Raw genomic sequence first — 26,056 nt, 5'->3', positions numbered from 1 at the left:
AAAGGGTTGTTATGTAGAAGCTAACCTTTTGATTAAAATGCTGTTTTTCATCCCAACATCTGGAATGGCCGTCATTATGGACTTATTCGGCATGGAAGACAAGACCTTTATCTGGCCTCTGTTGCCAAGTGTTGAATGTTTGGCCGGTTTCGCCGCCTTGAGGATTCAGGAAGAAAAAGGCGTTGAAGATTGCCAGCCGGATACGTATCGCTTATCAATAAATGAGATTTACGGTTGGTTAACTAATCGCCTTCCTGCAACTCGAATTATTTAGAGTATATATCTGAATAGTCTTGCAAGTATTTTATATAGGAAATATTAATGGCTAAAGCCATTAATATGATTAATACCCGTCATTAAAAATAATAGATTGACTCACTAGCAGGGGAAAGGGATAAAAAAGTAAATGATGAGTATCTTTTATTGAGAACTTTATCATTAAATAAAAGCATAGATGAATCAGTCCAGTCCACGCAGGGCTACTGAATTCAACAAATATAACGGGGTTGTGGTTGAGGAGCCGGGCATGTTGAAAGTAAATGGCGAACGTCTGTGGAATAGCCTGATGGAGATGGCGAAAATTGGCGCGACGGCTGCGGGGGGGAATACGCGTCTGGCATTGACGCAGGAAGATAAACAGGGGCGGGAATTATTTATTCAATGGTGTCGTGATGCTGGTATGAGTATTTATTTTGACGCCATTGGCAACCTTTTTGCTCGGCGCGAAGGGAAAAATGCGCAGGCGAATCCGATAGTGATGGGCAGCCATCTGGATACGCAACCGAAGGGTGGTCGCTTTGACGGGATCTACGGCGTATTGGCGGGGCTGGAAGTGGTTCGTACCCTGAATGATAAAAATATCACGACTAATCAACCTCTGGAGATTGCCGTCTGGACCAATGAGGAAGGGGCGAGATTTACGCCGGCGATGTTAGGCTCGGCGGTGTTTACCGGGGCATTGGCGCTGGAAAAGGCATTGGAGATTACCGACCGAGAAGGTATCAGCATGGGGCAGTCGCTTAACGATATCGGCCATGCCGGGGCGACACCGCTGGCCCGCCCGTTTGATGCCTACTATGAGGCCCACATTGAACAAGGCCCGGTGCTGGAGGATGAAGGCGTCACCATCGGCGTGGTGACAGGGGGGCAGGGGATCTGTTGGCTGGATATTGATGTTGTCGGCGTTTCCGCCCATGCCGGCACAACGCCGATGAAATCCCGGCTTGATCCGCTGTTTGGGGTGGCGGAAATGCTGATGTCGCTGGAGCCGTCTCTGCGCAAAGACTTTCCTGACGGGTTGTTTACCATCGGTCAGGTGGAGATCCCGGGTTCGTCACGTAATACCATTCCCAGCCGGGTAAAATTTACCGTGGATTTGCGCAATCCTGACGATCGGGTTCTGGCGGCGATGGAGAGCAGTGTACGTCGGCAATTAACCCGCATTGCCTCGGCGCGGGGATTAACGCTCGATATTGAACGGCATTGGTTAAGCCCTGCCACGCATTTTGATGTTGACTGTATTGCGACGGTACGAACTGCGGTGCAGGAATTGGGCTACGCCTGGCAGGAAATTATCAGCGGCGCCGGACACGATGCGATCAATATCGCCAAACATTGCCCGACCACCATGATTTTCATTCCCTGCGCCGGGGGCATCAGCCATAACGAGAGCGAAGCGATATCACCAGAGGACGCCGCCAAAGGGGGGGATGTCCTGCTCAATGCCGTATTGCTGCGTGCGCTATAGCCATTAATGACCCTATCCTGCCTCCCCCTTGCCAGGGGGAGAACCTAACCTATTAAAGATGCCGGACTTTTTCACTACCCTTCAAATACCTGCCTCTTATATAAAAAAGTTATATTTTTCAGACTCATTCTCGGGTCTCTGCCGTTACCCGGCGTAAAAATTATGCTGAGGAATGGGAGGTCTCCCGAATGAGCCGCACGGACGCGGCGAAAGCCAGTGCCGCGCCGGGAGCGCGTCAATGGCGGTTCGACAGGAGACCTCCGATTCCGAAGGCACCGCGTCAGCGGCATAATTTAGCCGGAAGCCTGGGTTCGCAGGGCGGCGGCGACTGAGCGCCCTGCGTCGGGCGCGTGCTATGACATGGCATAGAAATGGCGGCATTGTGGTGCACGAAACTGTCTGTGTATCTGCATATACCCAATAGATTTCGAGATGCAGGAAGGCGGCAACCGAGAGAATCCCCAGGAGCTTACTCAAGTAAGTGACTGGGGTGAGTGAGGGCTGAAAGATGAAGGGTATAAATAATTGTGACCAAGTGGCGGGGCAGGCGAAAACGGCGATATCTCCCCCTGAAGGAAACCTTTTTCCCGCATCCTAATTAGCACAGCTAATATCAGAATCAGCCTGTTCGCTGATGGTGCAATTAACTATTCGATTAATTTATCGTAAAGATATTTATTGGTGCAAGCATTGCACCCTATTAGGGTAATTGTTGAATTAATGCATTGTGGTGGGGAAAATAATCTTATTTTTATATAAATGGAAATTATACGCGCTATTAAATTGTTAAAATTGACTAAGTTACCTTGCGGGAAGACTCTGTGAATGAAATTAAAAATAAATTGATACGGGGATGGTGGTGATATGAAAAGTAATCGTAAAGTAGCCGCGCTAATTGCATCTGCATTATTATTTTCATGGCATGTCAGTGCCATTGAATTAAAACTGGCGAATGTATTACCGACCAGTCATAACTGGAATATTGCCGCCTCCGGTTTTGCTGACGATGTGCAAAAGCAAACGGATGGACGGGTAAGTATAAAACTTTTTCCTAACGGCCAATTAGGTAATGAAAAGAATTTAGTCGAAGGTTTGCAAATAGGCAGTTTACAGGCCGGATTAATTGGCTGTGGTTCGCTTCAGCCTATTGATGCCAAATTTGGTATTGTCGAACTGCCTTATTCATGGCCGAATCGTCAGGCAGCCTATGCGGCTTATGATGGCGAGTTAGGCAATAAACTGGAAACACTGGCTGAAAAACACCATTTAAAAATAGTGTCCTGGTGGGAAAACGGTTATCGCCATGTCACCAATAACCGTGCGCCGGTCAATCGTCCTGAAGATTTGGCGGGCCTGAAGATTCGCGTTACGCCGGATAAGATGCGCCTGGATAGTTTTACCGCGCTTGGCGCCAGTCCCGCTCCCTTAGCGTTTGGCGAGCTTTATTCGGCTCTGCAACAAAGGGTGTTTGATGCGCAGGAAAACCCGCTCTCCATTATCGATTCTTCGTCCCTGTATGAAGTTCAAAAATACCTCTCCCTGACAGGCCATGTCTGGGCGCCCGCTTGTCTGGTGATGTCTGAATCCAGTTGGAAGCGCATTTCTGCGCAGGATCAGGCCACGGTGCAGACGCTGGCCGATAAGTGGCGTGATGAGCAGCGGCGGCTGACCCAGCAGGATGACAAGGAGCTGATCGGCAAACTGCAAGAGAAAGGTATGCAGGTTAATGAGGTTGATCCCAAACTTTTCGCCGAACGTGTGCAAGGCGTCTGGGAAACCTATCAACAGGTGTTCGGGCCGGAATTGATCGATGAAGTCAAACGTTACAGCGCACAGTGATGCAGGAGGGATGATGATCAACCGTATCTCAGGCTTGTTTATCGTTATCGCATCCATTGGCGTCGCATTGCAGGCAATATTGATGGGCTGGGCAATCAGTATGCGCTGGCTCTGGGGCAATACGCCGCAATGGGCGGAGGAACTGCCGGAAATCGTGCTGGTGTGGGCGACCATGCTGGGGGCCGCGTATTGCAGCCAGCGTCGTAGCCATCTGAATGCCGGGTTATTGGGCCTGTGGATGCGTAACCGCAATCGGCAACACACTATTCATCAGATTATGCAGGTGGTGCTGATGGTATTCATGCTGCTGCTGGCGAAAGCCGGCTGGGATTTAACCGTGCTGACGATGGAGCAAAAATCCACGGCGCTGCAATGGCCGGTCGGGGTGGTGTATTTCAGCGTTCCGGTGAGTTGCGTTGCCATTGTACTGATTAATCTCGGTCAGCTTATCAAAACAAGGGGGCGTCATGAGTGATGGCGCCTGGGTATTGATTGGCATGTTTGCCCTGATGTTGCTGCTGGATATGCCGGTCGCCTTCGGGTTGTTGGTTGCGGCGCTGAGTTACCTGCTTATCTTTGACGGCGCGCCGCTGATGGTTGCCGCTCAACAGTATGTGGCGGGTATGCAGAGCTTTACGCTACTGGCTATCCCGATGTTTATTCTGGCCGCGCAGCTAATGAACCATGCCGGGTTAACGACCCGCATCGTTAAATTATGTATGGCCAGCGTCGGTGATATTCGCGGCGGTCTGGCGGTGGTCGCCGTGCTGGCCTGCATGTTGTTTGGTTCGCTGTCCGGATCGGGCGTTGCCGATGTGGTGGCCGTTGGCGGCATGTTGCTGCCCGCGATGCGCAAAGAAGGCTATTCGCCGGGTTTCAGCAGTGCGTTGATCGGCACATCAAGCTCCATTGCCACGGTGTTGCCGCCCAGTATTGTGATGATTGTCTACGGCACCACCTCCAATACCTCTATCGGCAAACTGTTTATGGGCGGGGTGATCCCCGGTTTGATGCTGGCCGTCGCGTTGGTTATCGCGGCGCTTTATCTGTCGCGCAAACACAACTGGGCTGGCGGACGCCGCTACTCCGGCAAGGAAAAAATCCGCGCCTGGCTCGATGCGCTGCCAGCCTTGATGGTGCCGGTGCTGATCATCGGCGGTATCCGTATGGGGGTGTTCACCGCGACGGAGGCGGCGGTATCCGCGATTGCTTATGCCTTGATTCTGGGCGTCTTTTTTTACCGCTGTATTTCATGGCGGGAACTGTGGCTTTCGCTGCGGGAAACTGCGGAAATCAGCGCGGCGATTTTAACCATTATCGCCGCGGCGGGGTTATTTGGCTGGGGACTGAGTTATGAACAGGTTCCTCAGGCGATCGCTTCGCTTATCAGCAATATCACCGATAGCAAATACACCGTACTGCTGATGCTGATGACGCTGCTGTTGGTTTTGGGAACCTTTATGGAAACCATAGCCATCATCATTATCATCACGCCTATCGTCATGCCGCTGCTACAGCAATACGGCATCGATCCGATTCACTTCGGGATTCTGCTCACCGTCAATATGGCGATTGGCGCGAATACCCCGCCGCTGGGGATCGACCTGATGGCGGCCTGCCGCGTATCCGGCATCACGGTTACTGAAACCTTTAAGCCTCTGTCGGTGATGCTCCTGGCCATGCTGGTGGTATTGCTGCTGCTGGTGTTCATTCCCGATCTGGTGCTGTATTTACCTTCGCGGATGACATAACCGATGAACCAACAAGCGAAAAGCAAAGCGGTAAGCTGGTTATTCGTCGCCGGACACGATAGACCCAGGCTGGCGCAGGCCATTGATGCGCAGCCGGGCGTGCTGGTGGTGGATTTGGAAGAGTTTACCCCGGTCACCGGGAAAGACACCGCCTGCCGGCTATTTACCGGGATAGCGGAACTCTGCCGCCGCCGGGCCATACGCTGCGCGATCCGGCTGGATCGCCTGGCGCTGGGCGGAGAAACACAACTGGCGGAGATTGCCGCCGCCGCACCGGATGCCGTTTTCTTGCCGCAAATTGAGGAAGCCGGGCAGATGGTTGAACTGGATGAATTAATGACGCGTCATGGCGTAATCAATACCGCCATCGTACCGACCATCGAAAGCCGCCAGGGATTGGCGCGGCTTGAATCGATTCTGACGGCGACCAACCGGGTCAGGGCCGCGTTGTTGGGGAGCGGCGACTTATCGCGGGATATGGGTATTGCCGACGATCCGCAGCGCATGGCGCGATTATTGCCGCTACGCCGCCAGTTTATCGATTGCTGTCAGCGCCACGACGTGGAGGCGATCGATGGCCCCTGGCCGAACAATATCGGCGAAGACGGCTTTGTCGATGATTGTGAGACGTCCCTGCGTGCCGGTTATCGCTCGCGCTGCGCCATCACGCCTGAACAGGTACGGTATTGGCAGTCGCTGAATGTCTGTACAGACCATAACAAAGATTATTTAACACCCTGGAGCAAATAATGCAGAACCCCTCTCAAGTTTCCCGTAATGGCGGGCAGATCCTGTTGGAACAACTGCGCGAGCAGGGCGCCAGACGGATATTTCTGGTGCCGGGCGAGAGTTTTCTTCCGTGCATTGATGCGTTCAATGAACATACCGACAGCATCCAGTCGGTGGTTTGCCGCCAGGAAAGCGGCGCAGCCTACATGGCGGAAGCCTATGGAAAAATGACCGGCGAGCCGGGTATCTGCATGGTGACGCGTGGGCCGGGCGCCACTAACGCGTCCATTGGCGTGCATACCGCTTTTCAGGATTCAACGCCCATGATCCTGTTCGTGGGACAGGTCGGCAACGATTTTATTGAGCGCGAAGCGTTTCAGGAGATTGACTATCGCCGCATGTTCGGCCAAATGGCGAAATGGGTGGCGCAGATCGACCGTACCGATCGCATTCCTGAATATGTGGCGCGAGCCTGGTCGGTGGCGACCAGCGGACGTCCGGGGCCGGTGGTGCTGGCGCTGCCGGAGGACGTGCTGTGGGGGGAATCGGCGGTGTCCGTGGTGGCGGCCCGTCCCCGGCTGGAGATCTATCCCGGCGCGGATCAGATGGCAGAGCTGGCAGCACGGTTAAAACAGGCACAACGCCCTTTCCTGTTGGTGGGCGGCAGCGGCTGGAGCGCTCAGGGGCAACAACAGTTACAGCAGTTTGCCCGCCGCTTTGATTTACCGGTCGGGGTGGCCTGGCGTCGTCTGGAGTGTTATGACCAGCGCGACGAACAGTTTGTCGGTCATGTGGGTTTCTCAATGCATGACGCCCTGCGCCAGCAACTGTGCGACAGCGACTTGATTATTGCCGTCGGTACGCGTATCGGCGAGGCCACCAGCGAAGGCTATAGCTGGATCAGCGCGCCAACGCCGCGGCAGACGCTGATTCATATCTATCCTGATCCTGAAGAGTTGGGACATGTTTACCGACCTGCGCTGGCGATTAATGCCAGCGTCAACGCCTTTGCCGCCGCGCTGGACGGCCTTACGGCCAGCGATAAGCCGGTCTGGCGACAGTGGCGCACCCAGTCCCGCGACGCCTATCTGGCAACCCTTAATCCGCTGCCGTCGCCGGGGGCGCTGAGTCTCGATCGGGTGGCGAATGTCGTCGGTACGGTGCTGGACGGTCAGGGCTGTATTACCGTCGGCGCCGGTAACTATGCCCTATACCCGCATCGTTATGTTCCCTTTGCCGGGCGGGGCAGTTCGCTGGCGCCGACGGTCGGGTCGATGGGCTACGGGCTGCCGGCGGCCCTCTCTTATAAGCTGGAGCACCCGGACAGCCCGGCGGTCTGTTTTGCCGGTGACGGCTGTTTCCAGATGAACATGCAGGAGTTGGGCGTGGCGTTGCAATACCAGCTTGGCGTGGTGGTGCTGGTGTTCAACAACGGCATGTGGGGCACCATCCGCGCCCATCAGGAGCACCACTTTCCCGGACGTGAAGTCGCCCTGCGTTTCAGTAACCCGGCGTTTGCCCGTCTGGCGCAGGCCTACGATGGATGGGGGGTGGTGGTCGATGATACCAGCGAGTTTGAGGCGACATTCCGCCAGGCGCTGCGTTTTGCCGAAGAGAAACGGCGTCCGGTCATCATTGAGCTGCGTTATGACGGTAATGGCATCGCGCCCGGCGTGCTGCTCAGTGAAATTCAACAACAGGCAACGATAAAACGAGGGGAAGAGGCATGAGTCACTATTCACTTGCATACTGGCGGCAGGCGGCAACAGCGCTGACATACGAAGGGCGCGCCTGGATCGGCAACGGCTATAGCGAGGCGGAAAACGGCGCGGTATTACCCAGTATTAACCCGGCGACCGGCGACAAGCTGGCTGATATTGCCGATTGCAGCGAGGCCGACGTTGAGCGGGCGGTGCGCCATGCCCGTCAGGCGTTCAATAGCGGCGTCTGGTCGCGCAGTGCGCCCGCACAGCGGCGCAAAACGCTGGAACGGCTGGCGCAACTGATGGAGGAAAACAGTGAAACGCTGGCTCTGCTGGAGACGCTGGACATGGGCAAGCCCATTGGCGACAGCATGGCGTTTGATATCCCTGAGTCGATCCGTTGCCTGCGTTTTTATGCCGGCGCCATTGAAACCGCGACCGATGAAGTGCTGCCTACACAGGAAGATGTGTTGGCAACGGTGGTGCGGGAACCGGTGGGCGTGGTGGCTGCGGTGGTGCCGTGGAATTTTCCGCTGATGATCGCCTGCTGGAAACTGGCGCCCGCGCTGGCGGTGGGCAACAGCGTCATCGTGAAACCGGCGGAACAGTCCAGCCTCAGCGTGTTGAAACTGGCCGAACTGGCGCAGCAGGCCGGGATCCCCGACGGGGTTTTTCAGGTGGTGACCGGACGCGGCACCGTGACGGGACGGGCGCTGGGATTGCATAGGGACGTGGACTGTCTGGCCTTTACCGGTTCCACCGCCACGGGCAAACATTTTATGCGCTACGCGGCGGATTCCAATCTGAAACGCGTCTGGCTGGAGTGCGGGGGCAAGTCGCCGCATCTGGTGTTCGCCAATTGTCGGCAACTGGAGCAGGCGGCGGCGGTAGCGGCGGCGGCTATCTTTATCAACCAGGGCGAAGTGTGCATTGCCGGTTCACGGCTGTATGTGGAAGACACCATTTATGACCGCTTTATGGAACTGCTATTGCGGGAAGCGCGAAATTATCTGCCGGGCGACCCGCTGGACCCGCAAACGCGGGTGGGGGCGATGGTGGATCGCACACAGTTTCAGCGGGTGATTGACGGCATCGACGATGCGCTGGCCGCAGGCGCAAACTGCCTGACGCCGCAGCCGACGCAGGCGGGCGGGCTGTTCCTTAATCCTACCATTCTGGCCTGCGACAACAGCAATGTCGCCATGCGCCGCGAAATCTTCGGCCCGGTGCTGGGCGTATGCCGGTTCAGCGGTGAAGAGCAAGCGCTGGCGTTAGCCAACGACACCGACTATGGCCTGGGCGCAGGCGTCTGGACGGACGATCTCAGCCAGGCGCACCGCGTTGCCCGCCGCCTGAACAGCGGCATGGTCTGGGTTAACTGTTATGCCGATGGCGCAATCACCATGCCGTTCGGCGGGCGCAAACAATCAGGATTCGGGCGAGACAAGTCAGTTCACGCGCTGGATAAATATACTGACCCGAAATCAACCTGGATCCAGCTCGCCCGTTGAGCAGGTACTGACAGAGGAGAGCGGCAATGTCTTTACAGCCTAAAGTGACGGCGTCACTGATTGAGCAGCTATTACAGGTGGAAACGGCCACGCTGGGCCATCTGCTGGATCAGGGCTTTATGCATCCTCAACTACAGTGCGTGCTGCCGATCAGTGTGCGCCGTTGCGGCCCGGCGCTGACGGTGTCGCTGCCGGAGGACGACGGCTACAGCCTGCCGCTGGCGCTGGCAGCCGCTCACCCAGGGGACGTCTTGGTGATTGAACGCGTCAACGACGATCGCCATGCCTGCTGGGGGGCGGTAATGACCGCCGCCGCGCAGCAGGCGGGGATTGTCGCGGTGATCCTTGATGGTTACATCACCGATCTCTCCGCCATCTGTGCCGATAACTTTCCCGTCTGGTGCAAAGGGCGATCGCCGCTGACCACCAAACGGGGGAAAACCGGCGGCACGGTTAACCAGCCGGTGAGCTGCGGCGGCGTTCGGGTCTGCCCCGGCGACATAGTACTGGCGGATGAGAATGGCGTTATCGCGCTGCCGGCATCACAGATGGCGCACTATGTGGAGGACGCGATCCGCATTCAGCAGCAGGAACCGCTGATTGTGGAGAAACTGAGGCAGGGAATAAGTCTGGCCGAGATTTACCGTCAGCAAAACTGATGTTCTTACTAACGCTTTATGGGGATCGTGACATGACACTGAAAAAAACACTGCTGGCTTCACTGCTGGGTACTACGCTGGCCTTCTCCGCGCTGCACAGCGTACCCGCGCTGGCCGGAAAAGCGGATGATACGTTGAACGTGGCCTTTTCCGACGAACCAGAACCGTTGGATTCTTACAAAATCGCCGGACGCCAGGGGTTGATCATTGCCCGTCATATCTATGACGGCCTGTTGTATAAGGATCTGAGCAGCGGCGAAATCAAACCGGCGCTGGCTGAATCCTGGAAATTCACTGACGACAAAACCATTGAATTTGTGCTGCGCAAAGGAGTGAAATTCCACAATGGGACTGATTTCACCGCCGATGATGTGCTCACCACGCTAAACACCGTAGTCAAACCGGCCTACGGCACCCGCTTTCAAATCTCGGTGGATTGGATCGCCAGTGTGGAAAAAGTGGATGACTACCGCGTGCGTATTCATATGGCCAAGCCGTTTGCCGGTGCGATAGAGATGCTGGCCGACGCGCTGCCAATCTACCCGCACGCTTATTTCAGCGAGAAAGGATCGGCGGGCATGGCGGAGCATCCGGTCGGCACCGGGCCGTATAAGTTGATTGAGCAGACGCCGGGCGTGCGCTATGTGCTGGAGCGTTTCGACAATCACTACGCCGGCAGTCCGAAAGGCAAACCGGCGATTAAACGTATTGTGATCCGCACCATACCGGAAATGAACACGCAATATGCCGAACTGATGTCCGGCAAGCTGGACTGGATCTGGCGTGTGCCGCCCGATCAGGCCAAGCGGCTGGCGGGCCGGGTGAATATCATTAATGCGCCGATCATGCGTATTGCCTATATCAGTCTGGCCACCGGCGGCACCGCGGATACGCCGATTACCCATCCGCTGGTGCGCCAGGCCATGCTTTATGCGGTGAACCGCCAGCAGATCGCCACAGTGTTTGGCGGGGAAACGTCACAGGTGCTGAATTCCGCCTGTAATCCGTTGCAGTTTGGCTGTGAGCAGGATGTGGCCGCTTATGGCTATGATCCGCAAAAAGCCAAAGATTTGCTGAAAGAAGCGGGTTATCCGAACGGTTTCGATCTGGAAATGGTGTTTGCCGCCATGCCGCGCCCGGTGGCTGAAGCGGTTTCCTCCGATCTGGCCAAAGTGGGGATTCGCGTCAGATTGAATGAAAACCAGTTTGCCGCTGCGGTGCAGAAGTGGCGCGCCGGGACGTTACCCGCGCTGATGTCCAACTGGGGCAGCTACGGTATCGGAGACGTGGCCTTTATTCTGTCCAACTATTTCGGCGGCGGCGATGACGATATGGTCAAAGATGCGCAACTGGCGGCATGGCTGAAAGTGGCGGATGCCTCGCCGGATAGTGAGGTACGCAAGCAGAACTATAGCCTGGCGCTGAAAAAAATCGCTGACCAGGCCTACTGGATACCGTTGTATAACTACAATATCAACTACGGCCTGTCGAAAGATTTGAATTTTACCCCTCAGCCTGATGAGTTTGCCCGCTGGTGGCTATCGAGCTGGAAGTAATCGTTGTTGCCCGCGTCAGCGGGCATGTATCCATGTTTACAATGCAATGAGCGTATCGACATGCTGAGATTCGCATTAAAAAGATTGCTGGTCGCCGTGTTGGTCGCGTTGGCGGTATCGGCAATCAGTTTTGCGCTGGCTTACCTGGCCGGCGACCCGGCCATTGCCATTGCCGGTTCGGGGGCCAGCGCCAGGGATGCCGAGCTGGTGCGCCAGCTTTATGGTTTCGATCGCCCGTTGCCGGAGCAGTATCTGCGCTGGATTGGCGGCGTACTGCAAGGCAATCTGGGCAACAGTTACTACTTCAATATGCCGGTCAGCCAGATCATCGGCGAACGTATTCCCGTTACGCTGTTGCTTGGCGTCAGCGCGTTCCTGCTGGCGCTGGTCATTTCCATTCCGCTGGGCGTGCTGGGCGCGCTGAAACCCGGTGGCATTATCGACAGGCTGGCGCTGCTGATTGCGGTGACCGGGCAGGCGATCCCCAGCTTCTGGCTCGGCCTGATCCTGATCGTGATATTCGGCGTCTGGTTGGGGGTGGTGCCTATCTCCGGCGCCGAAAGCTGGCAGGGATATCTGCTGCCGGTGATTGTGCTGAGTTACTACGCCACGCCCGCGCTGATGCGGCTGATGCGGGCCAGCATGATCGACGTGATGCAGGCCGATTACATTCGCACGGCGCGCTCCAAGGGGATCGGTATGACGGCTGTCGTCATGCATCACGCCATGCGCAATGCGGTTCTGGCGCTGGTTTCCGTTGCCGCCGTCCAGCTTGGCATTCTGCTATCCGGTTCCATTGTTATTGAAAGCGTGTTTGCCCTCAACGGGTTGGGACGTCTGGCCTGGGAATCGCTGCTGCGCAGTGATTTACCGGTGGTGCAAGGGATCATCCTGATCCTGTCGCTTATTTATGTGGTGCTGACCACGCTGGCCGACCTGATTAATGCCTGGCTTGACCCGCGGATTAGGGAGTCTTGATATGTCACTGTTAGATTCTTCGCCGGTACAGCCGGAAAATAAGCCTGTGCGCCGTAGTCTGAAGCGTTTTCGCAAAGCGGGTATTGTGGTCGGCGGCGGCATCCTGCTGCTGATGATCGCCATTGCACTGCTGGCGCCGTGGCTGGCTCCTTACGATCCCATTGCCCAGGATCTTGATAACCGGCTGCTGGTGCCGTTCTGGCAGGCGGCGGAGAGCAGCGGTCACTGGCTTGGCACCGACCAGTTGGGGCGCGATTATTTGTCACGCCTGATTTACGGCGCCCGTATTTCGCTGGGTATCGGCATTGGCGTGGTGATTTTCGCCGGGGTTATCGGCACCGCGCTGGGCGTGCTGGCGGGCTATTTTGGCGGACGTGTCGATATGCTGATCAGCTTTCTGATCACTACGCGCCTGTCGCTGCCGATCGTCCTGGTGGCGCTGGCGGCGGTGGCGCTGAAAGGGGCGTCGATCATGACGCTGGTGACTATTCTGGGCCTGCTGGTGTGGGATCAGTTTGCCATCGTCACCCGCGCCAGAACCCAGTCGCTGCGTAACGAGGCATTTGTGCGGGCGGCGCGGGCGGTGGGCGCTTCGCATCTGTTTATCATGCTGCGGGAGATTCTGCCGAATCTGCGCAATACCATTATTGTTATCGCCACGCTGGAAGTGGCTAATGTGATCCTGCTGGAGTCCGCGCTTTCCTTTCTGGGGCTGGGCGTCAGGCCGCCAACCCCATCCTGGGGATTAATGATCGCCGAAGGGCGCGATAACATTTTGTTCGAGTCGTGGCTGATTGCATTGCCGGGCGGCGCACTCTGTCTGCTGGTGTTGGCGGTCAACCTGTTCGGTGATGGTTTGCGCGATGTGATGGGGGCGGAGATTAAACGATGAGTAATGAACCGATACTGACGGTACGCGATTTGCAGATCGCCATTCCCACTGAACAGGGCGAATTTCACGTAGTGCGCGGGGTGGATTTCGATCTGCGGGCCGGGGAAACGCTCTGTCTGGTGGGGGAGTCCGGCTGCGGTAAATCGATTACCGCGCTGTCGTTGCTTGGTTTGCAAACCAGCAAGGCGAAAATCAGCGCCCGGCGGATGACGTTCCAGGGAAAGGCGCTGGATAAGTTGTCGCAGCGGGAGCTGAATAGGCTGCGCGGACGGGATATCGCGATCATTTTTCAGGATCCGATGACAACCCTGAATCCGACGCTGTCCATCGAACGACAGATGATCGAAGGGGTGATGCGGCATGAATCGCTTGGCCGCGACCTGGCGCGCCAGCGGGCGGTACAATTGCTGGAGCAGGTGGGCATTCCCCAGTCCGCCGAACGTATTCGCCAGTATCCGCATCAGTTTTCCGGCGGGCAGCGCCAGCGCATCATTATTGCCATGGCGCTGATGGGGAAACCGTCGCTGCTGATTGCCGACGAACCTACCACCGCGCTGGACGTGACGATCCAGGCGCAGATTCTGGCGCTGATCCGCGAGCTGGCGCAGCAGCTTAATTTCGCGCTGTTGCTGATTACCCACGACTTTGGCGTGGTGGCGGCAATGGCGGACAAGGTCAGCGTGATGTACGCGGGACGCATTGTCGAGTCCGCCCCGGTCAGGGAATTACTGCAACGACCGATGCATCCTTATACTCGCGGGCTGATCGCCAGTATTCCGATCCCAGGGAAAACCCCGCCCGGTTCCGACCTGCCGGTGATTGAAGGCCGGGTGCCGGAACTGCTGGGGGAGATGGCCGGATGCGCGTTTCGCTGGCGCTGCGCCTGGCGACAGTCGGTGTGCCAGCAGGCGTTGCCGGTGCAGCAAACCGGCGTGGAACATCGCTATGAATGCGTGCTGGCCGCGGAGGAGCAGTTATGAATCGTGAAGCAGAAACCGGGCCACTGTTACAGGTGAAGGGTATCAGTCAGTCGTTCAGTATTGGCGGCGGGTTGATGAAACCCGCCCGGCGCATACAGGCGCTGGATAACGTCTCACTGACGTTACAAGCGGGTGAAACGCTGGGGCTGGTGGGGGAATCCGGCTGCGGTAAAAGCACGCTGGCCAACATTATGCTGGGGCTGAACATGCCGGAAAGCGGCGAGGTGCTGCTGCGCGGCGAACCTATCCGCGGCATGGAGCGGTTGGCGCGGGCCAGTCTGTTGCAACCGGTATTTCAGGACCCTTATTCGTCGTTGAATCCGTCCTATACCATTTATGAAACGGTATTACAGCCGCTGCGCATTCACTGGCGCGGCGGCGAGTGGCAGCGCGAGGTGCTGGACATGCTGGATCGCGTCGGTTTCCCCCGTCGGTTGGCCAATGCTTATCCGGGGGAACTGTCCGGCGGGCAGCGTCAGCGGGTGGCGATTGCCAGGGCGTTGATACTCAACCCGGCGGCGCTGATCTGTGACGAACCGACCAGCGCGCTGGATGTCTCGGTGCAGGCGCAGATCATCAATCTGCTGCTGTCGTTAAAGCGCGAGTTCAATCTGGCGATGGTGTTTATCAGCCATAATCTGGCGGTGGTGGAGCATCTGTCGGATCGGGTGTGCGTCATGTATCAGGGTAAGGTGGTGGAGCAGGGCGATTGTGCGGCAACCTTTGCCAACCCGCGTCATGAGTACACCCGCAAGCTGCTGGCGGCCACGCTGTTGCCGCAAAGCGATACCCGTTTGCGGATATCGCACGCGGGTCAATAACCCGCCAGATGCAGCGCTTCGCGTAAGCGGTGGTAGAACGCCTCTTCCGCCTGGTTATATTTCGGTTCCTGATTCCACATCAGGTACAGGGTGATACGCGCGATACCGTCGTAGGGGGGCAGCTTCCACAGATGCCCCGCCTCCGCCTCCCTGTTCACCACATGTTCGGGCAGCGCGCCGATCCCCAGACCGGAACGCACCATCCGCCTGACCTCGTCGAGACTGGCGCTGGTGCCGATAATCTGTCCTTCCAGCGCCTGTTGCGCCCGAAACAGGGCCAGCGGCGCCAGTACGCCGTCTAATTGCTCACTGGCAAAAGAGACGAAATCTTCATTATGCAAATCGCTGATGCTCAGATGTTGTTGCCCGAACAGCGGATGCTGTTTGCCGCAATAAAGGAAGTATCTCTGGTGGAGCAACGGCGTATCCGCGAGTCCCGACACGCTTTTGTGTTTTAAGCAGATACCCAGCCCGGCCTGATAATGCAGCAGGGCGTGCTGCACATCAGCGCTTGAACCGGTGGTGATCTCAAAATTGACGCGCGGGTGGCTTTGATGGAAATCGCCTATCACGTTATCCAGAATGTCGCTGTTAACCCCGGAAACCAGCGCCAGCCGTATCACGCCGCTCAGGTCGTGTGGGGTGTTCTGTACCGCCATCGATAGCCGGGCGATGCTGCCGTATATCGCCAGCGCTTCGCGATAAACCAGTTCGCCCGCCGACGTCAGGTTGAAGTTGGCGCCGTTACGGGTGATAAGACTCTCGCCGAGCCGCTCCTCCAGACGTTTGAGCGCCAGACTGACTGCCGGTTGTGTCAGATGCAGCCGGGTTGCCGCACGGCTGATGCTGCCTTCCTGCACAATAGCCAGAAAAGTGCGCAGCAAATTCCAGTCAAGCCGGTCGTGAATATGGGACATGCAATTTTTCCTCTGATACTTTGCCTCCGCGCCGGATACAGGGAATAAGCCGGGGCGTGATAGGACAAAGCATAAAAACCTACGGGCATGACATCATACGCCGTCATCCCATGATAGCGGGATACCGGGCTTTAAGCATGAATCAGGCCACGACGGGCTGAGGGCTGCCCAGAAATTGGAATATTTAACGGCGGAGAATATTTTGTGCGCCGCAATGCCGCCATTTTTGTGCTACATCGTAGTACGCGCTCGACGCAGGGCGTTCAGCGCGGCAAAGATAACCCAACACCGTATTGGTGCATAGGTTTCACCAGTACGGTGCAAATGGGCCGGGACGGTAAAGCGAACGGATCGGCTGCGTGGGGTGGGGTCAATCGTGCGGCACGGATTTTAAAAACTGTTCCAGCATTTCTTTTAGCATCTGCGCTTCGGCGCTGCCATAGGCATCTTCCAGCTTGCCCTGATGGTCGTTAACCCGGCTGTTTTGCTTATCCAATACCGCCTTGCCGTTATCGGAGATAAATAAACGCACTTTACGGCGATCCTGCTCATCAGGCAGGCGATACACCAACGCCTCGCTGACCATTTTGTCGATAATTTTCGTCAGGGTGGGGAAATTCTGCGTCAGGTTGCTGGAGAGTTCCCGCATGGTCAGGCCATTATTTTCCGAGATGGATTTTAGCGCGCGCCAGTGCTCCAGAGTGATCCCCTCCAGAGATAACTGACGGTTAACCTGACGGTTAGCCTGTACCAGCAGATGAGCGAGGTATTCGTTTATGGGTTTTTCCGACATAATGCGCGGCATGATAGGGAGTTATGCTGGCAATGTTAGCATTTTATTTCACCACAATCACGGGCAAGCCCGGTGATTTTTCTTCCGTTGTTTTCCCTTCGTCAAGAGTTGCATAGATCTTGCATAGTTGTGTTACCTGACTAGTCCTGAGATACCGCCATGATGATTCCGAACGCGTCTACCGCCATCTCTCCCGTCCCGGTGTTTCGCCACCTGATCTCGCAGACAGGAAAATACGACTATCTGCACAGAGACAGCGGGCAAGTTTTCTCACAGCCGGAACGCAAACAGGCGCCGCTGCGCCTGGGGTTGCTGGTGCCTTTTCACGGATCGGACGCCATCTGGGGGCCATCATGCCAGTACAGCGCGGTACTGGCGGCAACAGAACTGAATCGGGACAATCACACGCTGGGGCGGCCAATCGAACTGTTTGCCGCCGATGCCGGCGGCGAACCTGAAGGCGTGGTGGCGCGCAGTTGGCAGTTGGTTAATGAGCATAAAGTGGATGCGCTGATTGGCGTGCATCTTTCCAGTGTGCGTATTGCCCTGCGTGACGCCTTTGCCGGTCGGGTGCCCTATGTTTTTGCTCCTTTGTATGAGGGCGGAGAGACGACACCCGGCGTGTTTGCCTTTGGCGAAACCCCGGAGCAACAGTTTCCCGCCGCGATCCACTGGATGATGCAACACCGGCGGGCAAAGCGCTGGTTTATTGTCGGCAATGATTACATCTGGCCGCGCGCCAGCCATGCCACCGTCAGGCGGCTGATTAACGCCAGCGACGGTGAGGTGGTTGGCGAAGACTATATCAGCCTGGGACAAACGGACATTGCCACCGTCATCGAAAAAATCGCCCGTGAAAAGCCGGACATGGTGTTTGAATCTCTGGTGGGATCGGACTGCGTGATGTTTAACCGTGCGTTTTCACAGGCGGGGCTGTCGCAACATATCCTGCGGCTATCCGGTTCGATTGAGGAAAATACCCTTTTTGGCATCGGCGCGGCGCATACCCACAATCTCTATTGCGCCGCCAGTTATTTCAGTTCGTTGCAGACCCGCGATAATCAAAAATTCATGACGCAATATCGTGCGGCATTTGGCGCGACTGCCCCGGTTCAGGGGGTGTTGAGTCAATCCTGCTATGATGCGATTCATTTTTTCTCGGCGCTGGCGAAACGGGCGGGTGACCTGGATATGGCATCATTGAATCGCGCTTTTGAGGGACTGGTTTTCCACAGCGTCAGGGGGCGTCAGGTTATTCGCCAGGGAGGGATAGCGCCTTCAATCTATCTGGCAAAAGCGGACGGGATGCAGTTTAACGTTATCGCGGAGTTCGGTTCGTCACGGCTAAAGTAATAACATAAATTATATTTGAAAAGTGAAATATTAGCTGATAAGTTTTCTCTGAGCGACGGGTAGTGGTGCCCGTTAATTGCCTACCAGGGCTTGGGGGAAACAGAAAAAAAATGGCTATTTCACGACGTAAGTTACTGCAAGGCAGCATCATGACGCTGGCTGCCTCCGCGTTTATCGGACGGGTACAGGCTGCCGATCCCATCAAGGTGGCGGCTATTTTCGACCAGTCCGGCGGACTGGATATCTACGGTCAGCCGGTGATGGATTGCGTGGAGCTGGCCATTTCCGAACTGAACAGTCAGGGGGGATTGCTGGGGCGCCCGATAGAACTTATCAAGTACGATCCGCAGTCCAATATTCAGTATTACACCCAGTTCGCCACTCAGGCCGCGACCCGTGATCGGGTTGTGGCGGTCTTCGGCGGCGTAACCAGCGCCTCGCGTGAGGCTATCCGTCCATTGCTGCGCCGTTATCGCACCCTTTACTTTTATCCCTCGCTGTATGAAGGCGGCGTATGCGATCGCAACAGCTTTTCCATCGGCACCACCCCGGCGCAAACGGTTACCCGCATCGTGCCTTATGCCGTGAACCTGTGGGGGAAAAAGATTTATGTCATTGCCGCTGACTACAACTTTGGACATATTTCTACCGACTGGGTAAAGAAATATGCCACGCAGGCCGGTGGATCGGTGATCGCCAGCGATTTTTTCCCGCTGGATGTCACCGAGTTCGGCACCACCATCAAGAAAATACAGGATGCCAAGCCCGATATGGTGTTTTCACTGTTGGTCGGGGGGAATCACATCTCCTTCTTCCGGCAGTGGGCCGCCGCCGGCATGGTGGGCAAAATCCCTATCGCCTCCAGCGACTTTGGCGTCGGCAATGAACACCGTATTCTGACGCCGCAGGAAAGCGAAGGGATCCTGGCTGCCTACGCCTATTTTCAGGAACTGGATACCCCGCGCAATCACCAGTTTCTGCAAAACCTCAAAAATAAATTCGGTGCGCGTACTCCCTATATCAACGAAACGGCCATTGATGGCTGGTATGCCGTGATGCACTGGGCCAACGGCGTCAGAATGGCGAATTCCACCGAACGCATGGCGGTGATCGAGGCGCTGGAAAAGGGTTCGGAGGTCAACGGCCCAGGGGGCGTGTCGAAGCTGGATGCGGCGACCCATCACTTTACCGTGGACATCCATCTGGGGCAGGTGCGCGACGGCGCGTGGAAGGTGCTGGAATCCTATCCACAGCAGCCGCCTGCGGATACCGCCGCGGTGTGCGACCTCATCACCCATCCTGACGACAACCAGCAGTATGTGATTAAGGCGGGAGGCTAAACGATGGCGGTGACGCACAGTTATCGGCTGCCGCATTATGGCGCAGAACCACAGCCGGTGGAGCATGAGCTGCCTGAACTGGCGGCGCAGGACGTCCTGCTGCGGGTGACACACGCCGGAGTGTGTCATTCGGACGTCTACATCCAGGATGGTTATCAGGATCTGGGGGACGGCGAACGCATTGATTTTGCACAGAGCGCCATGCCAATCCCGCTGGTGATGGGGCACGAGATCGTCGGTGAGGTGGTGGCGGTCGGGGAGAGCGCCGACCGTGCGTTGATCGGCCAGCGCCGTCTGGTTTATCCGTGGATAGGTTGCGGGGGCTGTCCGGCCTGTCATGCCGGGCAGGAAAACCACTGCGAGCAACCGCGCACGCTCGGCATCTTCCGGCATGGCGGTTATGCCGAACATGTGGTGATACCCGATGCGCGTTATTTGCTGGACATTGGCGCTCTTGACCCGGCATGGGCCGCGACGCTGGCCTGCTCCGGCTTGACGGTGTACAGCGCGTTGCAACAGATGTTGCCGCTTAAGCCTGGTGGGGCGCTGGCGATCATCGGTGCGGGCGGGCTGGGGCTGAGTGCGGTTTCTCTCGCCAACGCGCTGGGCGTCGAGTCCGTCATTGCCTGCGATATTACCGACGATCGATTGCAGGTGGCCCGGCAACTGGGGGCGAACGAGGTACTCAATATTGGACATGGGCCAGTGGGCAGTGCGCTGTCTGATCTGGCGCAGGGCAGGCTGTACGGCGTGATTGATACCGTCGGGCTGCCCTCGACCATGCAACTGGCAATGAACAGCGTCGCCAAAGGGGCGCGTATCATCCTGGTTGGACTACAGGGCGGGCGTATCGATCTGCGTCTGCCGCTGTTGCCGTTCAAGGCGCTGTCGTTAATCGGCACCTACACCGGTAGCCTGCAAGAATTGAAAGCCCTGATTGATCTTGCCCGACAGGGGGGACTCACTCCGTTGCCAATCGCTCAACGCCCTTTGTGCTGCCTGAATGATGCGCTGACCGATCTGCGCAATGGCAACGCGCTGGGCCGCATTGTGCTCAATCCGTAAGGGGAAGCCGCATATGGAGTTTTTCGTGTTAACCACCATCCAGGTGGTCAATTCCATTGCCGAACTGGTGCTGGTGTCAATCGGGTTGGCGGTGATTTTCGGCATGATGCGCGTCATCAATCTGGCGCACGGCGAGTTCATTATGCTGGGCGGTTTTGCCGCTATTTATGCCTGTAACCTGGGGATTAATATCTGGATCTCCATCCTTATTGTGGCGCCGTGCATGGTAGGGCTGCTGGGGTTGGTGGTGGAGCGCTTGATTATCCGCCACCTGTATGGCCGGATGATCGATACCATGCTGGCAAGCTGGGGACTGAGCCTGCTGTTGACCGGACTGGCGACGACGCTGTTTGGCAACCGCGTTCAGGGAATTTCCGCGCCGCTCGGCAGCGTGCAGTTTGCCGGTTACAGCATCAGTTTATATAACCAGTTTATGGTCGCGGTGTGTCTGCTGCTGATTGTCGGCGGGTTTGCCATACTGCGCTTTACCCGTGTTGGACTGATCGCCCGCGCCACCATGCAGAATCCGGAAATGGCTGCGTCGCTTGGCATCAACCGCTCACAGGTTTTTGCACTGACGTTTGCGCTGGGCGCGGCGCTGAGTGGTCTGGCCGGTGCGTTGCTGGCGCCGCTGTCCGGCGTGGTGCCGACTATGGGTGCGGCTTATGTCGCCAAAGCCTTTATCACCGTCATCACCGGCGGGGCCAGCGTCATCACTGGCACGGCGCTGGGGTCGACGCTGCTGGGCGGCATCGGCACCATCACCACTTTCCTGAGTAATCCGATTTTTGGCGACGTTGCGCTACTGGCGGCGGCGATTATCCTGCTGCGTCTGTTGCCGACAGGCATAACCGGTAAAGTTTTCCGGGGGGCTCCATGAACTTTTCCACCACGCTGCGCTGTAATCTGGCGGCGATTATCGCCGGCGGACTGGCGATACTGGTACTGCCGGTAACGCTGGATCTCTATTCGCTGATCAATTCGACCATCTATGTCAGCCTGGCGCTGTTCGCGCTGAGTATGGCCCTGATTTGGGGGCATGGCGGTATTCTGTGTTTCGGCCAGTCGATGTTCTTTGGTCTGGGCGCTTATGCCTACGCCGTCGCCGGCATCAACCTCGGTGATTCCACCTGGGCAATTGTCGCCGCCATTGCGGTGCCGATGATCTTTGCCGTCATTCTGGGGTATTTCGTCTTTTATGGCCGCCTGAGCGATATCTACTTTGGCGTTATCACACTCACGGTCACCCTGATCCTGTTCAAACTGGCGAACAGTACCTCCGGCGATGCGTGGCGCATCGGCAAGGCTCGGCTGGGGGGCTTTAACGGTATGCCGGATACCCCGCCGCTGAATATGCCCTTTGATCCTACTACGCCCTTATCGCCGGAGGCGGTGTTTATGTTGGCGGTGTGCGCGCTGGTGGCGGGCTACGTACTGTGCAAGTGCCTGATGGGATCGCGCTTTGGCCGCATCGTCGCTGGCGTGCGGGAGAATGAGGCACGGGCGGAACTGTTGGGGTATGACGCACGTCTGTTAAAACTGGCCGTCTTTGCTATCGGCGCCGGGATTGCGGGCGTGGCCGGTCTGCTGTTTGCCACCTCGGTATTCGTCAGCCCGTCGGTATTCAGCCTGTCCAACAGCGCGCAGGTGCTTATCTGGGTGGTGGTGGGCGGCGTGGGGACGCTGATGGGGCCGATTATCGCCTGTCTGTTGCTGCAACTGCTCAGTGCCTATCTGGGTACGCTCGGCTGGATCGATCCCAATATCGTACTGGGCGGCGTACTGATCCTCTTTGTTCTGCTGATGCCACGTGGCCTGCTGCCAACGGTGATCGCCCGTTTTCCCAAACGGTCAGTCAGCAAGCTTAACAATACGGCGGTGATCCATGAATGACGAGGTTTTACTGCGGGCCAGCGGCGTCAGCGTCCATTTTGGCGGAGTAAAGGCGCTGGATAATATCGATTTCACCTTACAGCAAGGGGAATTACGCTGCCTTATCGGCTCGAACGGCGCCGGGAAAACCACTTTTTTCCGCTGTCTGACCGGTAGTCAGCGGCCCACGACCGGGAGCATTGCTTTCAAAGGTCAGATCATGAACGGTGCGCAACGGTTTCGTATCGCCCGATCGGGCATCGGCATCAAGACCCAGATCCCGCATCTGTTTGAAGGACTGACGGCGCTGGAAAATGTCTGGCTCGGGCTGCGTGACGTGTCACGGCCAAAACAGCGGGACGAGATGGCGCACGCCGCGCTGGAGCGGGTCGGCGTCGATAGGTTGGCGGGGCGCCTGGTCGGGCAACTGGCGCACGGCCAGCGGCAACTGGTGGAACTCGCTATGGTGATCGCCAGCGAGCCGCCGCTGGTGCTGTTGGATGAACCCGCAGCAGGCATGACCGGTAAAGAGGTCGGCAGACTGGCGGAAATCATTCTGGAGATTAATCGTCGCCATGCGCTGGTGGTGGTTGAGCACGATATGAATTTTATCCGGCTGATTGGCAAACGGGTGACGGTTTTTCATCAGGGGAAAATCCTGGCGGAAGATCATGTCGAGGGCATTCTGAGTAATCCACGCGTTCGTGAGGTCTATCTTGGCAAATCACACACGGCCTGAACTGTTGACGGTGCGCCAACTGTGCGCCGGATACGGCAATATCCCGATTTTGTTTGATATCGACATGACGCTGTTCAATGGCGAGATGATTGGCATCCTGGGGCACAACGGCATGGGGAAAACCACGTTGCTCAGAACGCTGATGGGGCATTTGCCGGTACAGGGCGGTTCCCTTCATCTGGCCGGACGTGAAATTACCCACCTTATGCCGGAGCAGCGGGCGCGGCTCGGCATGGGAATTGTACCGCAGGGCAGGCAGATTTTTTCCGCACTGAGCGTGATGGATAACCTGCGTATGGGGGCGGTTCATCTTCCCGTGCGTGAGGCGCAGCGGAAGATCGCGGCGGTGGTGGATGACCTGCCGCGCCTGAAGCCGATACTTGGCCGCACCGGCGGGGTACTGAGCGGCGGCGAACAGCAGATTCTGGCATTGGGGCGCTGCCTGTGCGCCGAACCGCAACTGATTTTGCTTGATGAACCTACCGAGGGCATTCAGCCGTCCATTTGTGACGATATCGTCGATACCCTGCAACGGCTGGCGAAACGTGACGGGTTGTCAATCATTCTGGTCGAACAGGATCTGACGTTCATCAGTCAGCTTGCCAGCCGGGTCTTTCCGCTGCGTAAAGGTGAACTGGGGGCGGTTGTCGATCCCGCCAAACTTTCCGATAGCAACTGGGTTGCTGAATTCAATGGGCTGTCGCCTGAGAAGGCATAAAAGGAGTCTTATATGCTGTGTATTACCGCCATCATTAAAGTTAAGCAGGGTTATGCCCATGTTCTGGCTGATGCCTTACTGGAAGTGGCCGCACACGTTCGACAAAACGAGCCGCAAACCCAGGGGTTTTTCATTACGCAGGACAGCCAGGACCCGTGCGTTTTCACCACCTATGAACGCTTCAGCGACCAGACGGCAATGGATAACCACAACGGGTCCGCTGTGGTGGCGCGCTTTTTCGCTATTGCCAAACCTATTCTGGATGGTGAGGTTACTCTGATAACCGCCAATGAGATTTCAGCCAAATGACGATGACAAAGACGCAGGAACCCCAAGCGGAGTGGTTATGTCCGGCAACGCAGGCCTTCATTAATAAAAAGCAGCGGATGTTTATTGACGGCGAGTGGGTCGACGCGGTCAGCGGCGAAACGTTTGCTGTGGTCAATCCTGCCACGGAGCAGGCGTTTACCCGCGTACCGCTGGGCGATAAGGCCGATATCGACCGGGCGGTGCAAGCGGCGCGCCGGGCCTTTGACAGCGGCCCCTGGGCCAGTATGACGCCGTCCGAGCGTGGTAAACTGGTCTGGCGGCTTGGCGATCTGCTGGAGCATCATGCCGATGAGATGGCGCAAATCGAGGCGCTCGACAACGGTAAACCCTTTGGCGACGCCCGCTGGGGCGATGTGGCGTTCTCTTATGAACTGCTGCGCTATATGGCGGGGTGGAGCACTAAAATTTGTGGTCAAACCATCCCGCTCTCCAATGATGTGCCTTTTCACGCTTATACATTAAGAACGCCGGTGGGCGTCTGCGGTCAGATTGTGCCGTGGAATTTTTCACTGATGATGGCGGTATGGAAAGTGGCCCCGGCGCTGGCGACGGGCTGCACCGTGGTGCTGAAACCTGCGGAACAGACGCCGCTGACGGCGCTGCGTCTGGCTGAACTGGTGGAGGAAGCGGGCTTTCCCGCCGGGGTATTCAACGTGGTCACCGGGTTGGGTGAAACCGCCGGCGCGGCGCTGGCGGCGCACCCGGAGGTGGACAAAGTCGCGTTTACCGGCTCGACCGAGGTAGGTAAAAAGATCCTTGCCGCCGCCGGGGGCAATCTGAAAAAAGTGTCGTTGGAGCTGGGCGGGAAATCACCGATGATAGTGTTTGCCGATGCCGATCTGGATAAGGCCATCCCGGCTATCGCCTCCGGTATTTTTTACAACATGGGGCAAACCTGCACGGCAGGCACCCGGCTTTATCTGCATGATGATATCGCCGAGCATGTGCTGGCGGGCCTGGTCGACCATGCGCAATCGCTGAAGATAGGCCCCGGACTGGCGGAAGGCACGCAAATCGGCCCGTTGGTGTCTGAAGAGCAGCGGCAGCGGGTGTGCGACTATATTGCTTCCGGTATCCGTGAGGGGGCGACGCTGCTGACCGGCGGAAAAGCGTGGGGAGAATCCGGCTATTTTGTCGAACCGACCATCCTTGACCATACCCACGGCAATATGCAGGTGGTACGGGAAGAGATCTTCGGCCCGGTATTATGCGTGAGCCGTTTCTCTGACGACGATGAAGCGGTGACTCAGGCCAATGCCTCCATCTATGGCCTGGCGGCCAGCCTGTTTACCCGCGATCTGAGCCGGGCGCACCGGGTGGCCCAGCGGCTCAAGGCTGGCACCATTGGCGTCAACACCCATCATGTAGTCGATCCCGCACTGCCGTTCGGGGGATTCAAACAGTCCGGCTGGGGACGGGAAATGGGGTGGGAAGCCATTGAACTTTATACTGAGTTGCGTTCCATCGGTGTCGCGCTGTAACTGGGGCAGGCGTTGTCGCTGCATGAGTGGCATGGATGCCACGACAGGGTACGCCGCGAATTTTTGCCGCTTTCGTTCGATGATCCTGTCTTTCAAACAGCATTGAAAAATGTCTTGCCGTATTTTGGTGCAAATAAATCACTCTTTTTGTGCAGAGGACCAAAAAGGTGAATTAACCTCTTTTGCACACCCGCCGATATTGCTGATTATTTGTTCCGATAAATAAAAATGCCCTTTTTCCCGACTTTGAATAAAATTTTTTATTACCTGATGATTTTATAA

26 protein-coding genes are annotated in these 26,056 nt (G+C 56.9%); 24 read left to right on the top strand and 2 right to left on the bottom strand.

Going from position 1 to position 26,056, the window contains the following annotated elements; translation table 11 throughout:
- Positions 1-28: 28 nt before the first annotated feature.
- The 15 genes from BIY29_RS03955 to BIY29_RS03880 all read left to right on the top strand — a co-directional run bounded on the left by BIY29_RS03955 (position 29) and on the right by BIY29_RS03880 (position 15,166).
- Positions 29-274: a hypothetical protein gene (locus BIY29_RS03955; protein WP_147437135.1), complete on the top strand. Its 246-nt coding sequence runs from the start codon at positions 29-31 to the stop codon at positions 272-274.
- Positions 275-526: 252 nt separating this feature from the next.
- Positions 527-1,747, top strand: coding sequence for a Zn-dependent hydrolase (locus tag BIY29_RS03950; protein WP_121573852.1), 1,221 nt, complete (start codon positions 527-529; stop codon positions 1,745-1,747).
- Between the two features lie 188 nt (positions 1,748-1,935).
- Complete coding sequence (locus tag BIY29_RS20160; protein ID WP_170158880.1) at positions 1,936-2,079, top strand: hypothetical protein; 144 nt, start codon at positions 1,936-1,938, stop codon at positions 2,077-2,079.
- A 532-nt stretch (positions 2,080-2,611) separates the two neighbouring features.
- The gene (locus tag BIY29_RS03935) at positions 2,612-3,586 is read left to right on the top strand and encodes a TRAP transporter substrate-binding protein (RefSeq protein WP_121573849.1); all 975 of its coding nucleotides are present in this window, start codon (positions 2,612-2,614) and stop codon (positions 3,584-3,586) included.
- Positions 3,558-4,061 carry a TRAP transporter small permease gene (locus BIY29_RS03930; RefSeq protein WP_240629953.1) on the top strand — a complete coding sequence of 168 codons (504 nt, stop codon included), beginning with the start codon at positions 3,558-3,560 and terminating at the stop codon, positions 4,059-4,061. Before BIY29_RS03935 ends, BIY29_RS03930 begins: the two co-directional genes overlap by 29 nt.
- Positions 4,054-5,337 (top strand): TRAP transporter large permease, encoded by a 1,284-nt coding sequence (locus BIY29_RS03925; protein ID WP_121573847.1) that lies wholly within the window; start codon positions 4,054-4,056, stop codon positions 5,335-5,337. Before BIY29_RS03930 ends, BIY29_RS03925 begins: the two co-directional genes overlap by 8 nt.
- Positions 5,338-5,340: 3 nt before the next feature.
- On the top strand, positions 5,341-6,087 hold the full coding sequence (locus BIY29_RS03920; RefSeq protein ID WP_121573846.1) for an aldolase/citrate lyase family protein: 747 nt from the start codon (positions 5,341-5,343) through the stop codon (positions 6,085-6,087).
- On the top strand, positions 6,087-7,796 hold the full coding sequence (locus BIY29_RS03915) for a thiamine pyrophosphate-binding protein (protein ID WP_121573845.1): 1,710 nt from the start codon (positions 6,087-6,089) through the stop codon (positions 7,794-7,796). The genes BIY29_RS03920 and BIY29_RS03915 overlap by 1 nt, the downstream gene beginning before the upstream one ends.
- On the top strand, positions 7,793-9,280 hold the full coding sequence (locus tag BIY29_RS03910) for an aldehyde dehydrogenase (protein ID WP_121573844.1): 1,488 nt from the start codon (positions 7,793-7,795) through the stop codon (positions 9,278-9,280). The genes BIY29_RS03915 and BIY29_RS03910 overlap by 4 nt, the downstream gene beginning before the upstream one ends.
- 26 nt (positions 9,281-9,306) lie before the next feature.
- Positions 9,307-9,939 (top strand): RraA family protein, encoded by a 633-nt coding sequence (locus tag BIY29_RS03905; protein ID WP_121573843.1) that lies wholly within the window; start codon positions 9,307-9,309, stop codon positions 9,937-9,939.
- Between the two features lie 32 nt (positions 9,940-9,971).
- On the top strand, positions 9,972-11,495 hold the full coding sequence (locus BIY29_RS03900; RefSeq protein ID WP_121573932.1) for an ABC transporter substrate-binding protein: 1,524 nt from the start codon (positions 9,972-9,974) through the stop codon (positions 11,493-11,495).
- Between the two features lie 60 nt (positions 11,496-11,555).
- Entirely contained in the window at positions 11,556-12,473 is a 918-nt protein-coding gene (locus BIY29_RS03895; protein ID WP_121573931.1) for an ABC transporter permease, read from the top strand.
- A gap of 1 nt (position 12,474) precedes the next feature.
- A complete protein-coding gene (locus BIY29_RS03890; RefSeq protein WP_121573842.1) occupies positions 12,475-13,365 on the top strand; it encodes an ABC transporter permease in 891 nt (296 codons plus the stop codon).
- The gene (locus tag BIY29_RS03885) at positions 13,362-14,345 is read left to right on the top strand and encodes an ABC transporter ATP-binding protein (protein WP_121573841.1); all 984 of its coding nucleotides are present in this window, start codon (positions 13,362-13,364) and stop codon (positions 14,343-14,345) included. The genes BIY29_RS03890 and BIY29_RS03885 overlap by 4 nt, the downstream gene beginning before the upstream one ends.
- Positions 14,342-15,166, top strand: a complete 825-nt coding sequence (locus tag BIY29_RS03880) for an ATP-binding cassette domain-containing protein (RefSeq protein WP_121573840.1) — start codon at positions 14,342-14,344, stop codon at positions 15,164-15,166. Before BIY29_RS03885 ends, BIY29_RS03880 begins: the two co-directional genes overlap by 4 nt.
- Here BIY29_RS03880 and BIY29_RS03875 read toward each other — a convergent pair.
- Positions 15,160-16,083 (bottom strand): LysR family transcriptional regulator, encoded by a 924-nt coding sequence (locus BIY29_RS03875; protein WP_121573839.1) that lies wholly within the window; start codon positions 16,081-16,083, stop codon positions 15,160-15,162. The genes BIY29_RS03880 and BIY29_RS03875 overlap by 7 nt on opposite strands.
- A 370-nt stretch (positions 16,084-16,453) precedes the next feature.
- Positions 16,454-16,876 carry a MarR family winged helix-turn-helix transcriptional regulator gene (locus BIY29_RS03870; RefSeq protein ID WP_121573930.1) on the bottom strand — a complete coding sequence of 141 codons (423 nt, stop codon included), beginning with the start codon at positions 16,874-16,876 and terminating at the stop codon, positions 16,454-16,456.
- A 159-nt stretch (positions 16,877-17,035) separates the two neighbouring features.
- Here BIY29_RS03870 and BIY29_RS03865 point away from each other — a divergent pair, with 159 nt between their 5' ends.
- The 9 genes from BIY29_RS03865 to BIY29_RS03825 all read left to right on the top strand — a co-directional run bounded on the left by BIY29_RS03865 (position 17,036) and on the right by BIY29_RS03825 (position 25,774).
- Positions 17,036-18,229 carry a substrate-binding domain-containing protein gene (locus BIY29_RS03865; protein WP_121573838.1) on the top strand — a complete coding sequence of 398 codons (1,194 nt, stop codon included), beginning with the start codon at positions 17,036-17,038 and terminating at the stop codon, positions 18,227-18,229.
- Positions 18,230-18,339: 110 nt separating this feature from the next.
- Positions 18,340-19,569, top strand: coding sequence for an urea ABC transporter substrate-binding protein (locus tag BIY29_RS03860; protein ID WP_121573837.1), 1,230 nt, complete (start codon positions 18,340-18,342; stop codon positions 19,567-19,569).
- 3 nt (positions 19,570-19,572) lie between these two features.
- Positions 19,573-20,634 carry an alcohol dehydrogenase gene (locus BIY29_RS03855; RefSeq protein WP_121573836.1) on the top strand — a complete coding sequence of 354 codons (1,062 nt, stop codon included), beginning with the start codon at positions 19,573-19,575 and terminating at the stop codon, positions 20,632-20,634.
- 13 nt (positions 20,635-20,647) lie between these two features.
- The gene (locus tag BIY29_RS03850; protein WP_121573835.1) at positions 20,648-21,514 is read left to right on the top strand and encodes a branched-chain amino acid ABC transporter permease; all 867 of its coding nucleotides are present in this window, start codon (positions 20,648-20,650) and stop codon (positions 21,512-21,514) included.
- The gene (locus BIY29_RS03845; RefSeq protein WP_121573834.1) at positions 21,511-22,527 is read left to right on the top strand and encodes an ABC transporter permease subunit; all 1,017 of its coding nucleotides are present in this window, start codon (positions 21,511-21,513) and stop codon (positions 22,525-22,527) included. The genes BIY29_RS03850 and BIY29_RS03845 overlap by 4 nt, the downstream gene beginning before the upstream one ends.
- Entirely contained in the window at positions 22,520-23,245 is a 726-nt protein-coding gene (locus tag BIY29_RS03840) for an ATP-binding cassette domain-containing protein (RefSeq protein ID WP_121573833.1), read from the top strand. Before BIY29_RS03845 ends, BIY29_RS03840 begins: the two co-directional genes overlap by 8 nt.
- On the top strand, positions 23,223-23,963 hold the full coding sequence (locus BIY29_RS03835; protein WP_121573832.1) for an ABC transporter ATP-binding protein: 741 nt from the start codon (positions 23,223-23,225) through the stop codon (positions 23,961-23,963). The genes BIY29_RS03840 and BIY29_RS03835 overlap by 23 nt, the downstream gene beginning before the upstream one ends.
- A gap of 12 nt (positions 23,964-23,975) precedes the next feature.
- Complete coding sequence (locus tag BIY29_RS03830; protein ID WP_121573831.1) at positions 23,976-24,272, top strand: putative quinol monooxygenase; 297 nt, start codon at positions 23,976-23,978, stop codon at positions 24,270-24,272.
- On the top strand, positions 24,269-25,774 hold the full coding sequence (locus BIY29_RS03825) for an aldehyde dehydrogenase family protein (protein WP_121573830.1): 1,506 nt from the start codon (positions 24,269-24,271) through the stop codon (positions 25,772-25,774). Before BIY29_RS03830 ends, BIY29_RS03825 begins: the two co-directional genes overlap by 4 nt.
- Positions 25,775-26,056 lie beyond the last annotated feature (282 nt).

It is taken from the genome of Brenneria alni (genome assembly GCF_003666245.1).
GTDB lineage: Bacteria > Pseudomonadota > Gammaproteobacteria > Enterobacterales > Enterobacteriaceae > Brenneria > Brenneria alni.
This window is presented reverse-complemented; position numbering and strand designations above follow the sequence as displayed.

Bases quoted from the DNA above. Each gene is read 5' to 3' on its own strand.
- BIY29_RS03950 (WP_121573852.1), top strand. From the start codon at position 527: ATGTTGAAAGTAAATGGCGAACGTCTGTGGAATAGCCTGATGGAGATG.
- BIY29_RS20160 (WP_170158880.1), top strand. From the start codon at position 1,936: ATGAGCCGCACGGACGCGGCGAAAGCCAGTGCCGCGCCGGGAGCGCGT.
- BIY29_RS03935 (WP_121573849.1), top strand. From the start codon at position 2,612: ATGAAAAGTAATCGTAAAGTAGCCGCGCTAATTGCATCTGCATTATTA.
- BIY29_RS03930 (WP_240629953.1), top strand. From the start codon at position 3,558: ATGAAGTCAAACGTTACAGCGCACAGTGATGCAGGAGGGATGATGATC.
- BIY29_RS03925 (WP_121573847.1), top strand. From the start codon at position 4,054: ATGAGTGATGGCGCCTGGGTATTGATTGGCATGTTTGCCCTGATGTTG.
- BIY29_RS03920 (WP_121573846.1), top strand. From the start codon at position 5,341: ATGAACCAACAAGCGAAAAGCAAAGCGGTAAGCTGGTTATTCGTCGCC.
- BIY29_RS03915 (WP_121573845.1), top strand. From the start codon at position 6,087: ATGCAGAACCCCTCTCAAGTTTCCCGTAATGGCGGGCAGATCCTGTTG.
- BIY29_RS03910 (WP_121573844.1), top strand. From the start codon at position 7,793: ATGAGTCACTATTCACTTGCATACTGGCGGCAGGCGGCAACAGCGCTG.
- BIY29_RS03905 (WP_121573843.1), top strand. From the start codon at position 9,307: ATGTCTTTACAGCCTAAAGTGACGGCGTCACTGATTGAGCAGCTATTA.
- BIY29_RS03900 (WP_121573932.1), top strand. From the start codon at position 9,972: ATGACACTGAAAAAAACACTGCTGGCTTCACTGCTGGGTACTACGCTG.
- BIY29_RS03895 (WP_121573931.1), top strand. From the start codon at position 11,556: ATGCTGAGATTCGCATTAAAAAGATTGCTGGTCGCCGTGTTGGTCGCG.
- BIY29_RS03890 (WP_121573842.1), top strand. From the start codon at position 12,475: ATGTCACTGTTAGATTCTTCGCCGGTACAGCCGGAAAATAAGCCTGTG.
- BIY29_RS03885 (WP_121573841.1), top strand. From the start codon at position 13,362: ATGAGTAATGAACCGATACTGACGGTACGCGATTTGCAGATCGCCATT.
- BIY29_RS03880 (WP_121573840.1), top strand. From the start codon at position 14,342: ATGAATCGTGAAGCAGAAACCGGGCCACTGTTACAGGTGAAGGGTATC.
- BIY29_RS03875 (WP_121573839.1), bottom strand. From the start codon at position 16,083: ATGTCCCATATTCACGACCGGCTTGACTGGAATTTGCTGCGCACTTTT.
- BIY29_RS03870 (WP_121573930.1), bottom strand. From the start codon at position 16,876: ATGTCGGAAAAACCCATAAACGAATACCTCGCTCATCTGCTGGTACAG.
- BIY29_RS03865 (WP_121573838.1), top strand. From the start codon at position 17,036: ATGATGATTCCGAACGCGTCTACCGCCATCTCTCCCGTCCCGGTGTTT.
- BIY29_RS03860 (WP_121573837.1), top strand. From the start codon at position 18,340: ATGGCTATTTCACGACGTAAGTTACTGCAAGGCAGCATCATGACGCTG.
- BIY29_RS03855 (WP_121573836.1), top strand. From the start codon at position 19,573: ATGGCGGTGACGCACAGTTATCGGCTGCCGCATTATGGCGCAGAACCA.
- BIY29_RS03850 (WP_121573835.1), top strand. From the start codon at position 20,648: ATGGAGTTTTTCGTGTTAACCACCATCCAGGTGGTCAATTCCATTGCC.
- BIY29_RS03845 (WP_121573834.1), top strand. From the start codon at position 21,511: ATGAACTTTTCCACCACGCTGCGCTGTAATCTGGCGGCGATTATCGCC.
- BIY29_RS03840 (WP_121573833.1), top strand. From the start codon at position 22,520: ATGAATGACGAGGTTTTACTGCGGGCCAGCGGCGTCAGCGTCCATTTT.
- BIY29_RS03830 (WP_121573831.1), top strand. From the start codon at position 23,976: ATGCTGTGTATTACCGCCATCATTAAAGTTAAGCAGGGTTATGCCCAT.
- BIY29_RS03825 (WP_121573830.1), top strand. From the start codon at position 24,269: ATGACGATGACAAAGACGCAGGAACCCCAAGCGGAGTGGTTATGTCCG.